General features: G+C 64.9%; 6 protein-coding genes and 1 pseudogene. 5 read left to right on the forward strand and 2 right to left on the reverse strand.

Annotated elements, in window-relative coordinates; all coding sequences use genetic code 11:
- Positions 1 to 190 precede the first annotated feature (190 nt).
- Positions 191 to 652, reverse strand: coding sequence for an AAA-type ATPase lid domain-containing protein (locus SYV04_RS05075; RefSeq protein ID WP_321544443.1), 462 nt, complete (start codon positions 650 to 652; stop codon positions 191 to 193).
- 65 nt (positions 653 to 717) lie between these two features.
- Here SYV04_RS05075 and SYV04_RS05080 point away from each other — a divergent pair, with 65 nt between their 5' ends.
- The 4 genes from SYV04_RS05080 (at position 718) to SYV04_RS05095 (ending at position 7,196) form a co-directional block, all read left to right on the forward strand.
- Entirely contained in the window at positions 718 to 1,254 is a 537-nt protein-coding gene (locus tag SYV04_RS05080) for a PQQ-binding-like beta-propeller repeat protein (RefSeq protein WP_321544444.1), read from the forward strand.
- Positions 1,255 to 1,315: 61 nt separating this feature from the next.
- Positions 1,316 to 2,956 carry a M14 family metallopeptidase gene (locus tag SYV04_RS05085; protein ID WP_321544445.1) on the forward strand — a complete coding sequence of 547 codons (1,641 nt, stop codon included), beginning with the start codon at positions 1,316 to 1,318 and terminating at the stop codon, positions 2,954 to 2,956.
- Positions 2,957 to 3,418: 462 nt separating this feature from the next.
- A complete protein-coding gene (locus SYV04_RS05090; RefSeq protein WP_321544446.1) occupies positions 3,419 to 5,107 on the forward strand; it encodes a potassium channel family protein in 1,689 nt (562 codons plus the stop codon).
- Positions 5,108 to 5,378: 271 nt separating this feature from the next.
- On the forward strand, positions 5,379 to 7,196 hold the full coding sequence (locus SYV04_RS05095; RefSeq protein WP_321544447.1) for a DUF885 domain-containing protein: 1,818 nt from the start codon (positions 5,379 to 5,381) through the stop codon (positions 7,194 to 7,196).
- Between the two features lie 662 nt (positions 7,197 to 7,858).
- On the opposite strand, the gene SYV04_RS05100 is transcribed toward SYV04_RS05095, so the two are convergent.
- The gene (locus tag SYV04_RS05100; protein WP_321544448.1) at positions 7,859 to 10,471 is read right to left on the reverse strand and encodes a hypothetical protein; all 2,613 of its coding nucleotides are present in this window, start codon (positions 10,469 to 10,471) and stop codon (positions 7,859 to 7,861) included.
- A 1,624-nt stretch (positions 10,472 to 12,095) separates the two neighbouring features.
- On the opposite strand from SYV04_RS05100, the pseudogene SYV04_RS43690 reads away from it, so the two are divergent.
- A pseudogene (locus tag SYV04_RS43690) lies at positions 12,096 to 12,465 on the forward strand (transposase); the annotation flags it as partial.
- Positions 12,466 to 12,960: the final 495 nt, after the last annotated feature.

The following is a 12,960-nucleotide window of genomic DNA, read 5'->3' on the forward strand; positions in this document are numbered from 1 at the left end:
AGACGGGACGAAACGGGATGAGGCAGCAGAACGAACCTATGAGAGATCAAGGCGTTAGCCGGTAACAGCGCGACCTGCTTGGGGTTTTGCTCTCGCCTTGATGCGGGTTCGATTCCCGCCGCCTTCCCAGTCCCCAGCGGCGCTCAGCCCCGCTCCCTTGGAACCTGTGGCTTCTGCTCCCTCGCGGCTCTCATTCTTCCGCCTGGCCGAGGCCCCACTCCTTCAGACGCTTGAAGAGGGAGGAGCGGGCCAGCCCCAGCTCTCGGGCGGCGCGGTCTTTGTTGTTGCGGCAGCGGCGCAGGGTGCTCTCGATGAGCTGTCGCTCCAGTCGCTGCATCATCTGCTCCAGCGTGACTCCCGCCGGCAGCTCCAGTGCAGGGACCGCCGTCTCCTCGGGCGCGCGGTGCAACTCCTCATCGAAGGAGATGTCGCGGGCATCGATTCTGGGGCCCTGGCGCACGAGCAGGGCGCGGCACACCACCTTGCGCAGCTCGCGGATGTTCCCAGGCCAGGAGTGCTGCTCGAGTCGGGCCAGGGCGGCCGGAGTGAACTTCACCGCCTGCGCTCGCGGAGCGTGGGCCCGCACGAAGTGCTCCGCCAGCAGCCGGAGGTCTCCGCGCCGGTTGCGCAGCGGCGGCAGCACCAGCGGCATGGGCCTTCCCCGCCGGAGACGACACCGACGCCAGCATCCCCGTGGAGCTCGAGGACGGCCGACCCGTGCTCTACACTGGCACCGAGGTGGACAAGACGGGCCCCAGCGGCAAGTCCTGGCTGCGCAAGCTGGACGGGCTCACCGGCCGCGTCCTCTGGGAGCGCTCCTATCCGTGCCAGGGCGCGCGCGAGCCGAAGAAGGTGGACGCGGGCGTGTTCGCCACGCCGCTGGTGGGCTCGGGCGACGTGAGTGACCGCGTCATCTTCACCCTCTCGCGCTGCCCAGGCTTCACCGACGGGCTCATGGTGGCGCTCGACAAGGCCACCGGCGAGGAGGTGTGGCGCAAGCCCCTGGACAACTACGCCTGGTCCTCGCCCACCGCCTGCAAGGACGAGCAGAGCCACACCTTCATCCTCCAGGGCGACCTCCTCGGCACCGTGCCCTGCTCGACGGGCGCACCGGCGAGGAGCTGGACTCGCCCAAGCTCAGCGGCCTCATCAAGGCCTCTCCCGCCATCTTCGGCGACATGGCGGTGCTCGCCACCCGAGGACAGTGGATCCACGGCCTGCGCTGAGCACCCTTTCACAAGAAAGCTGGATTAATCAGAATTCCTGGCATTAGTGTGTCCCCCCTCGCCCGCACCGAGCGCTCACGGAGGTTCCCATGTCGAAGTCCGTCGCAAGTGTCTTCGCAGTTGCAGCGCTGTCCCTCTCCCCCCTCGCCGCCCAGGCTGGCCCCTCGCCAGAGACGCAGGAGACCATCGTCGCGCGGGTCTCGTTCCAGTCCCGCGAGGATCTCAACCGCCTGGCGGAGACGCTGGACCTGACGGCGGCGGTGGACAACCAGAAGAAGACGGTGGAGGCGCTGCTCACGCCCGAGCAGTACGAGGTGCTGCGCAAGGAAGGCCGCCGCGTGGAGCGGCTCGAGGAGCAGACCCAGCAACTGAACGCACCGCGCGACGGCTTCTCCACCACGAGCATCTCCGGCTACCCGTGCTACCGCACGGTGAACGAGACGTACACCAGCATGGCGAACCTGGCCGCCACCTACCCGAACATCGCCGAGTGGCAGGACATTGGCGACAGCTGGGACAAGGTGACGGCCGGCGGTAACCCCGGCGATGACATGCGGGTGCTGGTGCTCACGAACAAGTGGCTCCTGGGGCCCAAGCCGCGCCTGTTCCTGATGAGCGCCATCCACGCGCGCGAGTACACCACCGCGGAGATGGCCGCGCGCTTCGCCGAGCAGGTGGCCAGCCGCTACGGCACGGACGCGGACGCCACTTGGCTGTTGGATCACCACGAACTGCACGTCATCGTCCAGTCCAACCCGGACGGCCGCCGCATTGCGGAGACGGGGCTGAGCAAGCGCAAGAACACGAACACCACCCAGGGCGCCTGCAACACCACCACGTGGGGAGTGGACCTCAACCGCAACAGCACCTTCGACTGGGGCGGCTCGGGCTCGAGCACCAGCCACTGCAATGAGACGTACCGGGGGAGCGCGGCGGGCTCGGAGCCGGAGACGCAGGCGCTGGAGAACTACATCCTGTCGATCTTCCCGGATCAGCGCGGGCCGAACTCCACGGATCCGGCGCCGGCGGACGCCACGGGCGTGATGATCAGCCTGCACAGCTACGGCGGCTACGTGCTCTACCCGTGGGGAACGAGCACCACGCCCCCGCCGAACGCCACGCAACTGCGCACGCTGGGGCGCAAGTTCAACTACTTCAACGGCTACCAGGCCTGCCAGGTGGCCAGCTGCCTCTACGCGGCCTCGGGCTCCACGGACGCCTTCGCCTACGGGCGGCTGGGCATCGCTTCATACACCTTCGAGATGGGCGGGTCGTTCTTCGAGAGCTGCAGCACCTTCGAGAACACCATCGTCCCGAAGAACATGCCGGCGCTGTGGTACGCCTTCAAGGCGGCGCGGCGGCCGTACCAGGTGGCCGCGGGCCCGGACTCCGTCAACCTCACGCTGTCGGCCAGCACGGTGACAGCGGGCACGCCGGTGACGCTCACGGCTCAGGCCAATGACACCCGATACGGCACCAACGGCGGCACCGAGGCCTCACAGGCCATCGCCGCCGCGCGCTACAGCATCGACCTGCCGTCGTGGGTGCCGAGCATCCCGACGTACGCGATGAGCCCGGTGGACGGCGCCTTCAGCAGCAGCATCGAGTCGGTGCAGGCCACGGTCTTCACCTCGGGGCTGACGCCGGGCCGGCACACGCTCTTCGTCGAGAGCCAGGACGCGAACGGCAACTGGGGCGTGCCCACCGCCATCTTCCTGAACGTGCAGTAGGCCCGGGTGGGGCCCTGCGTCATCCGCCGCGCAGGGTCCTCATCACGCTCAATGCCCAGGCTTCGGCCGACCGCGTGGAACTGGCTGGAGGCGGGCTGGGTGGAGCGCGCCCTTCCCTACCTCCTCGCAGCGACTCGCTCGGAGGAGCAGGTGCTGCCGTTGGAGCAGGCGGCGGACCACTACGCGCGCGCGGCGGTCCTGCTGGAGGCGGCGGGGCGGACCGAGGAGGCCTCACAGGCGCGCACCGCCGAGGTGCGTGTCGCCCTTCGTACACGGGAACCCAGAACAGGAGGAGAGGTCCTTCCTGGACTCCCTTCTGAGGGTGTCCTGCACCAGAGACGCGGCAGGACGTCCGCGGCCCGCCGTGAGGAAGCGGTGGTTGAACTCGGCGCCATCGTAGCGCTGGGGTGGGTACGAGAATCCCTCGACAGCCTCCGCCAACCTCCTCCAGTCTTCAGGGGGATGAAGTTCCTGTCCTCTCAGCTCGCGTACTTCTTCGCCGACGCCACCGCCCGCCGCAACATCCGTGCGCTGTTGCGCCTGCTCCTGCTCCTGGCGGTGCTCGTCGTCAGCTACACGGTGGTGTTCCACGTGGTGATGGCGTGGGAGGGCCAGGAGCACTCATGGCTCACCGGCCTGTACTGGACCCTCACGGTGATGACCACACTCGGCTTCGGGGACATCACCTTTCAGTCGGACCTCGGCCGCTTCTTCTCGATCGTGGTGCTGCTGTCGGGGGTGATCTTCCTGCTGGTGTTGCTCCCCTTCACCTTCATCCAGTTCTTCTACTCCCCGTGGATGGAGGCGCAGCAGCAGCAGCGGGCACCTCGCCAGTTGCCAGAGACGACCTCCGGGCACGTGGTGCTCACCCACTACGGCCCGGTGACGATCTCCCTCATCTCCCGCCTGGAATTCTATGGGCGCGCCTACGTGGTGCTGGAGGAAGATCTCGCCCGCGCCCTGGAGCTCCATGATCGGGGGATCAAGGTGATGGTCGGTGCCCGGGACGATCAGCAGACGTACCGGAACCTGCGCATCGACCGCGCGGCGATGCTGGTCGCCGGCGGCGATGACTTCTTGAACACCAACATCGCCTTCACGGTGCGCGAACTCACCGAAACGGTGCCCATCGTGACCATGGCACAGAAGCCAGAGTCGGTGGACGTGCTGGAGCTGGCCGGCTCCAACCATGTGGTGCAGTTGCCGGTGATGCTCGGCCGGTCGCTGGCGCGGCGGACCATGGCGGGCGAGGTCCGGGCCAACGTGATCGGCCGATTCGGCGAGCTGATCATCGCCGAGGCGCCGGTCACCGGAACTCCCTTCGTGGGCAAGACGCTGGCCGAGTCCCGGCTCCGGGAGGTGACCGGGGTGAACGTGGTGGGCGTCTGGCAACGTGGACAGTTCATCCTGCCCACCCCGAACACCCGCATCGAACCCACCACCGTGCTGTTGCTGGCCGGGACCACCTCCCAGCTCGAGCACTTCGACAGCCTGTTCGTCATCTACAACGTCTTCGATCGCCCGGTGCTGATCCTCGGCGGTGGCCGTGTGGGTCAGGCGGTAGCCGCGACCCTCCGAGAGCGGGAGGTGCCGTATCGTATCGTCGAAAAGGATCCGGAGCAGGCCAGACATCTGGACCACGTGGTGCTCGGCTCCGCCGCGGATCTGGAGGTGCTCAAGCGCGCGGGGATCGACGAAGCACCCACCGCGCTGATCACCACCAACGATGACGGTATCAACATCTACCTGACCATCTATTGCCGGCGCCTGCGTCCGGACATGCAGATCATCACCCGCGCCACGATGGAGCGGAACGTTTCCACGCTCCATCGTGCCGGGGCGGACTTCGTCATGTCTTACGCCTCGATGGGCGCCAACTCCATCATCAACCTGCTCGAGAGGGATGACGTGGTGATGCTCGCCGAGGGGCTCGACGTCTTCCGCTATCCGGCGGGGAAGGAGCTGATCGGCCGGTCACTCCGGGACACCCGGATCCGAGAGGAGACGGGGTGCAGTGTGATCGCGCTCGAGACGACTGGCGGCGGGACCTCGGTGAACCCGGAGCCCGGGACCGTGATCGTGGAAGGGACGGAGCTCATCCTCGTCGGCACTGCGGACGGGGAGCGGCGGTTCAAGCAGCGGTTCACCTGAGCCACGCCTGTGTCGATCACCTCGGGCACGCGGGGAGAGTGGAGGGGGGCCGGGCTTCTCGTAGGAGTGTAAGCCCCGCCCCCTTTCTCAGAGGGAAAGCGCTTGAGAGCAACGGGGCGCCAGCCTCTGCGGACGCGCGAGGTGGTGTTCTATCAGCCCCTCCCCCCTTGAGCGCGGGGTGCCTGCTGCATCAGAGTGAGCACCGTGGAGGTGCGGCACGCACTGCTCACTCCCTCCACTCCCCCGTCAGGGCCGGACGGTCGAGGTCTCCATGCGTCCCGTCTCCACTGCTTCTTTCCCGGCCGCCATCGGCCACCTCGCACTCGTGCTCCTCCTCGCCGCGGGGTGCCGCGACACCGCCGCTCCGCCCGAGGAGGAGCGGCCGCGGCTCCCCACGGCGGACGAGGTGCGCGAGGAGCTCGCGCCGCTCGCCTTCGACGCCTTCGTGGAGCGCTCCTTCCGCATCCTGCTCAGGCGCAGCCCGGAGAGCGTGGTGGAGCTCGGCCTGGAGCGCGAGCTGGACGTCGGCCGCACGTTCCTCGACGACGTGTCGGACGCCTTCGCCGCGGAGACGCGGGCCCAGCAGGGTGTGGTGCTCGAGCTGCTGAAGGGCCACGACCGTGCGGCCCTCTCGCGCACCCAGCAGGTGACGTACGACGTGTACGCGTGGTGGCTCGAGGAGCGCCAGCGAGACGCGCGCTTCGAGGCGCAGGACTACCGCATCAACCCGACCCTCGCCTCGGTCAACGGCGGCATGGAGCTGTTTTTCACGGACGTCCACCCGCTGCGCGACGTGGCGGACGTGGAGTCCTACGTCGGGAGGCTCGGGCGCGTCGCGGAGAAGCTCGGCCAGGTGGAGGAGACGCTGCGGAGGCAAGAAGCCGCGGGGGTGCGCCTGCCCCAGCCGCTGCTGCGCATCGTGCGCCCGCAGCTGCAGTCGCTGTCCACCATGAGCCCGCACAGCACGCCCTTCTACGCGTCACTCCTCGAGCGCGGCACGTTTCTCTCCGGGCCTGACCGGGAGCGCCTCCTCGGGCGCGCAGAGGAGCTCGTTCGGACGTCGGTACAGCCCGCGTACGCCTCGCTCGCGCGGCTCCTGGCAGCACAGGAGCCCCTGGCCCCCACCGCGCTCGGCGTCTGGCAGCTGCCGGACGGTGAGGCCTACTATGCCCACACCCTCCGCCGGCACGTGACCGCGGACGTCACGGCGGAGGAGCTGCACCAGCTCGGGCTTCGCGAACTCGAGGCGCTCCACCGGGAGATGCGCGCGCGCTTCACCGCGCTCGGCTTCCCGGCGGGGGAGACCATCGCCCAGGGCCTCGAGCGCGCGGCCCAGGCAGGGGGCACGGTCCCGGCAAGCCAGGTCGTCTCCACGTACACGCTCATCATCGAGCAGGCCCAGGCGCGGCTCGGTGAAGCCTTCGACCTCGTGCCGAGCGCCGCGGTGGAGGTGGTCGGCGGCGAGGCAGGCGGCTTCTACGTCCCCCCGTCGCTCGACGGCTCGCGGCCCGGTGCCTTCTTCGCCGCCGCAACCCGGCCCGAGGCCCGCTTCGGGATGCGCACTCTCGCCTATCACGAGGCCGTCCCCGGCCATCACCTGCAGCTCGGCGTCGCGCAGGACCTCGCGCTGCCGCTCGTGCGGCGGGTGGTGGGCTTCACGGGCTCCACGGAGGGCTGGGCCCTCTACGCGGAGCGCCTCGCGAGCGAGCTCGGCTGGTACCAGGATGACGCGCTGGGGGACGTGGGCCGGCTGCAGGCGGAGGCGTTCCGCGCCGCACGGCTGGTGGTGGACACGGGCATTCACGACCGCCGCTGGACCCAGGCCCAAGCCATCCAGTTCATGCAGGACAACGTGGGCTTCTCCCAGGGTGCCGCGAACGGGCAGGTCATCCGCTACGCCGCCTGGCCGGGTCAGGCCACCGCCTACATGACGGGCGCGCTGCGCCTGCGCGCCCTGCGGGAGCGCGTGCGCACGACGAAGGGTGAGGCGTTCGAGCTCAAGGCATTCCACCGCGCCGTGCTCTCGCACGGGAGCCTCCCGCTGGAGCTGCTCGAGCGCGTGGTGGCCGCGGACCTCGGACTTCCCTGAGCGCTTGGCGCACATCGGGTCGGCACGGCACGGGGGCACGGCTTCTCCCGCGGGTGACGTGAGGAGCTCTCCCGAGCAGGCTCTGTCGCCTCGACGAGCCGCCGTCACGAGGCACCTTCACGCCCGCTCCTCGCGCTGGCCCCGACTGCAGCCCCACCTGGACGAGGCCCCCCTCCCGCCGCCGCGCTCACAGTGCCGCACGCCCATCGCCTCACGGCGCACGCTTCTGCGCGAGGCCATCGCGAGGCTGCGGAAGGCGCTCGGGACCGGGCATCCGTTCGTCGGCCGGAGCCTCGACATCCTCTGAGCATAAGAAAAATGGGAGGCCGGTTGAAGGTGAGGGCTGGAGCGAAGGGGCCGAGGAGAGCCGCGGACGGGAGCCGCCCGAACTGTGTGCCAGGCCGGTGTAGGGGGCCGAGCACCTCCATAGGGCACACTGCTGCCCAAGCCGCCCCAGCAACTCGGCCCAGTCCACTCGCGGCGTCCTCTGCTTCATCCGCCCCGTTCTGGCCGCTGCCTCCTTCCCCGCTCTCGCCTCCTCCTCACCTGCTTGGGGGATCTTGGGGGAACTTATGTCTGAGCTCGACCGAGTTGGAGCGCTCTCGCCAGGAGTTCCAAGCGGCGGGTTCGATTGCCGCCGCCGCCAAGCAAAACAACCAAGGCTATTGTAGCGAGCGACGGAACAACGCAAAGCAGCTGTCAGCCAGGACTTTAGCTGCGGCGTCCGCAGGTTCAATAGCCTTCAGATCTAATAGGCCCAAGTCAGCTCTGGCTCCAAGGGACACAATGACTTCGGCCGCTACCTTCAGCGCTTCAAGAGTCTGCCTTCCTCGCAACCACGCTGTTACTACCATTACTGCGCGTCGAGGTGAGTCACCGCGTTCTTCGAACTGTTCTATCCAGTGATGAATGTACCCGTGTCGCTTAGCAACAATATCGTCCAACCCCTTGCTTAGTGCATCGTCATCAAGTCCATGTCTGATGCGATACTTAGTACTAACGTATTGGTCTAGGTGCTTCTGGCGCCAAGCGTGGAAGCCCATGCGGTTACAATGGGTCCATAGTTGCAGGATGTCGACCTCGCCTAAATGTTCCAAATATGGGGTAAGGCTCTCAAGTTGCTTCAGGGCAGCGCGCGGGCCGTGACCTTCCCAAACAAGCCCATAGTGGCCACCTAGGAAACGCAGCAGTTGTCGCGGTTCAGGACACTTGCTGATACTCTGCGCCACAAGTTGACAGGTTAGCGGAGTCGACACGAACAGAGCAGCGGCAGTAAATAAATAGCTGAATCGCAAGTGCTCCCAGTGCCGATCCAAGAGAACTTCCGCCTCAGATGAAGGCAACCGCTGGATAATCTCAGAGAGAAAATTGTCCAACCCGCTCCCCTCTTGGTACCATTCCCGTGTGGTTTCTTGACCACGCCGCGCTAATTCTGCGTCCAAGGACCTCAGGAAATCCGGGGAACAAACATGCCGCGCGAACTGCCACCAGTAACTTCGTCGTTGGCCTGCGGCCAACATTGCCTGGAAGCCGGTGTGGCTATCTGGATCGCCTAAGAGCATACGTATCCGGATGGCGTCCTTATAGAGCGGGCTGGTGGGCTCGATCTTCCGGAGGGTGTCCAAATCCGCAACTTCAGCGCTCCCCCCCCATAGACAAATGGAGCGGCAGCGTACATCAACCTCTTGGTTGACATCCAGCCAAATGTCTCGCAACCGGGCTAGCGAGGCAGGCCCAAGCTTGCGCCCCCTCCTACGATGCACGTCCCAAGGCTCGCAGAGTGTACTAAAATCATACCTCAACCTCGCGGTAGCGGACCGAACCAAAAACTCCATGACATCTGGGTGATCGAGCCCATGGAGCATGTAAGTGATAGGCGATGCGAGATCCTCTAACTCTGCGCGCGTGATGAAATAGTGGATGACCGTGCTTGGAAGGCCTTCTCGAGCCATTGCCCACTGCACTTCGGTTTCAGCAATTTCATAGCGTGATTCAGGGGCTCCCTTGGTATTACGTTCTTCTGGTAGAGCAGCCCAAGCAGTACATATTGGTTCGAGGAGAGAGGCAGGATCGTTGCTACCGCAGCGAGCCGCAGCCCATATAAAAGCCGACAACTCCTCGGGCAGATGAGTATTGGTTGTCCACGCATTCGCAATTGACGCCGCAAAAACTGGCATTCCAAGGTGTCCTGCAAGGTTCAGTGCGCCTATTCGCTGTTCTCCCGGCGGCAGGGTTCTCAGCATCTGGTCGAGATCTGTAATGATTCGCGCACCATAATGAGCGGTGGCATGATCGATTAGCTGATCTCGCCACTCAGCTTTGGAGCCAGGGCCTACCATCGTGCAAAACAAAGCTCCAGCTTGAGCATCTCCGTTGCGAAAGCGCGCCTGAACTACAGGCCAAGATTTCTGACGCATCCGTTTCGTCAACTGAAGCACCAGCGGCGAGTCGGTCTCTGCGAGTTTCTGCTGAACGGCCCATAGCAAATGGCTGTTTCTTTGATCGAACGTGACAGGATCCACGAGCCAGACTTCAATCTCTGCCAATATAGCTTGGTGCAGCTCGACAGACGGCTCCCGGAACAACTTGAGCGCATGGAAAAGCGCAAGCGGATTAGCTTCTCGAACCTGCGTAACCCAACTGTGCCCTATGTTCCGGTCGGCGAGCAGCGCGGTACCCACCAGTTCAGCGTAAAATGGCTCCGCCAAGACAGAGTGCGACAGAGTTCCAGTCTGCAGGCCGGATGCTATCGCTTCACTCAAAAGCTGATCGCGGACACGGTCATGGCGGAAGGCCAGTATGTCGTCGTCACCCTGTGGATCCCGCCGTATCAATTCCCGCCTAGACGCAAGGCGGCCGAGCGCCTGCAGGGCCATTTTGTTGTCGTCAGGAAACCATCGCTGCAGGTCCGACCAGCGAGGGGAGAGCACTCGCTGCTCCAGCATGACGTTAGCTAGCCGGGATAAAGCATCCTTGAAGTTCGACAGTCCGAGACCATCCTCCACACTCGCTGCAGTACGTTGAAGACTCCGTGTGATGAACCTCGAAATCACAGCATCAGACCTGACGGCTTTATCTGGCTCGTGCAGCGCAATCAGCAGTGGGTCCTGACCTAAGGATGAAGCCATCTCTGCCGCTTGCATCGGTGAAAGCGCGATGCCTACTTCATATGCGCGGCGTTGGATGGCAGCGCAGCCTTCCTCTGGCTTATAAGGCCCACCATACAGTGCGCGGCTTTGGAGTCGTTCGCGGAATTGATCTGGCAGGCGGTCCACGATCTGTGGCCACAGAGGGCATATCAACCGCCATGGCATGGAAGTGGGGGACCTATGTCGGCCCAAGCTATGCGACGGCTCTCCGAACTTACACCAACCAACGAGCCGCTCTACGAGAGCGGGAGGATTAGCCGCCTTGTTGATGTCCTCCACGATCAACACCACGGGCTCATTGGAAGTTCCGAGTGCCAGCGACGCCGCGCCGCATCCTTCGGCGAGACTCGGCTCTAACTGCCGCAGTAGTGCTTCGATCGCCGCTTCCAGTGTCGCCGCTATCTCAAGCAGTTGGTGGGGCAGCACGAGGCCGAATCCACCTCTGTCCAAGTGACGCGCGAGGAGGGCATTCGCAGCAGAACTCTTACCGAGTCCCGACTCGGCAACGAGGAACAGTATGTCAGGTGTTGCATCAACCTGCCGTATGAGCTCCGCGTCCAATGCCCGCTGAATGCGTCTACCGTCCGGCTCGAATAGGGATTGCGACATCAAGCTTTTCCGGGAAATTTCCCCTAGCAAGTCCGCCGAGAGGCGTTCTTGTCGAATCCCAAGGCTCCGACGTAGCCACTGCCCATCCGCCGTGGTATCAAGATGGTTGGCGATTCGGCTTTGGTCCCAGATGTCTACTGATAGGCCGTGCTTCCTCGCTTTTCTCTGGACCTCCAGATACAAGCTTTGGGATACAGCTTGGTTGGTGGTGAGTACTAATGTAACTCTCGCACCCGGTAATTTCTCTCGTGCCTTCTTGGCCCACCTTGCCGTTTTGAGAAGGTCTCCTTCAGTCTTAGTTGCGGTAGATAGCCACTTGGTTCGTAACTTCGTGGCTGCTGTCGTAGTGTGGTGTACAGCCACGAGATGCGGGGGGGAAGACATCGGCACAAGCGTCAGGCCGTCCACCGGTGATCTCACTGGTTTGCCACTGGCGTTTGTCCCTGTTTCCACCAAATGGCGATAATCAGGTTCAGCCTGCCGTAACACCCCAGCAGCGAGCGCTTCGAAGGCGCCAGTGTCCGACATTGTGGCAAGGCAGGCCCGAGTCGTCCGGCTAAGCTCAAGCTCCATACGTTGGGTATAGTTGGAGCGGCGTCGGTCGCCAAGCCGAACAGGGGCACACCTCTGTCCCCGCCTGTAAGACCGGACGAGTAGGTACCCCAGGCATGACGACATGCCTGCGCCACCCGCATCTGCCATGGTCCAGTCGCGCTGCCGGCGACCATTGCAGTGAGCGCACTCGTAAACTCCGTGGTTTATGGAGACACCCCGCCACTCACCCTTGTGCAAGCTCCGGACCTTCCAGCGCTTTTTCCGGACCATCCCTAGCTGCGGATGATGTGGCCGTGCCCACGGACGGCCCGAGGGGGCTGTGCTCGCAAGTGCCTCCTTTCGCCGGAGCGCGGTGAGTGGCACGCAAAGTGCCATGTGCATCAAGCGGCCGAAGCGGCGCATAAGGCGGATAGGGGCACGATTGCAGGGGAGGAAGGAGCGCAGAGAGGCAGAGGAGAGCTGCTGACAAATGCAGGAGGACAGGTGTGACATGTCGGTGCGCCCACCGCTCAACCGTCTGGGGCACACGCCAACTGAGACTGCCCCAGTTCCGTGGACACCCGAGATGTGGTGAAGGAGCAGGGGAATGTCCGAGAGCGAAGAGAAGCTGAAGAAGCCCCGGAGGAAGCTCCGGGAGTTCACGCCGGAGTTCAAGGAGGGAGCGGTGAAGCTGGTGCTGGAGGAAGGCAAGTCCACGGCCAGGTGGCCCAGGACTTGGACCTGACCGAGTCGGCCCTGCGCATCTGGGTGCAGCAGGCCAAGGCGGACCAGGGTGTGGGCAAGCCCGAAGCGTTGACGATGGCCGAGCGTGAGGCGCTCTCGCAGCTGCGCAAGCGGGTACGGCCGTTGGAACTGGAGAAGGACATCCTAAAAAATGCAGCGGCCTTCTTCGCGAAGGAGATGAAGTGAAGTTCGGCTTCATCCACGCGAAGAAGGCCTGCTACCCGTCTGCTCTCGCCCCTTCCCTTCAACACTGCCCTGATCCTTCTGATGCGCAGACGCCATGTCCCCCTCTTGCTCTTCACCGGGCCCCAGTGGCACTGCGGGCGCAATCATGATGCCCTGATCCGCTGGATCCACCCGGGCGAAGCGGGCGCGGCCTTCCACCTCGACGGATTCACGGATGATCTGCTCGTCCAGGATGAAGACGCGAGAGGGCGCCCCGCGTCGAAGTCAGGCGCCCTTTGCGGCCGTGAGCCCGCGTCCTTTCAGCTCGGCCCTAGGGTGCGCGCGTCGGACAGCTCCAGCTCGGCCCCGTGGCGCGCGCGTCGGACAGCGCCCCCAAGCAGGTGCGGAGGAGGCGAGCGCGGGGCTTGAGGCAGCGGCTAAGCGGTCCGCCATAGATGTTGTACACATCTGCGATGCTGCGTGCAGATGTGAGCCCGGAGGAATGGGAGCGACTCCGCGAGCGGGGTCGCTCGTCCTGGGCGACCCCGTGGGAGCGTGACCGG

Origin of the sequence: Hyalangium ruber (genome assembly GCF_034259325.1) — a bacterium.
Taxonomy (GTDB): domain Bacteria; phylum Myxococcota; class Myxococcia; order Myxococcales; family Myxococcaceae; genus Hyalangium_A; species Hyalangium_A rubrum.

What these genes read in the sequence shown, in the direction of transcription:
- SYV04_RS05085 (WP_321544445.1), top strand. Translation starts at nt 1,316, where the DNA reads ATGTCGAAGTCCGTCGCAAGTGTCTTCGCAGTTGCAGCGCTGTCCCTC.
- SYV04_RS05090 (WP_321544446.1), top strand. Translation starts at nt 3,419, where the DNA reads ATGAAGTTCCTGTCCTCTCAGCTCGCGTACTTCTTCGCCGACGCCACC.
- SYV04_RS05095 (WP_321544447.1), top strand. Translation starts at nt 5,379, where the DNA reads ATGCGTCCCGTCTCCACTGCTTCTTTCCCGGCCGCCATCGGCCACCTC.
- SYV04_RS05075 (WP_321544443.1), bottom strand. Translation starts at nt 652, where the DNA reads ATGCCGCTGGTGCTGCCGCCGCTGCGCAACCGGCGCGGAGACCTCCGG.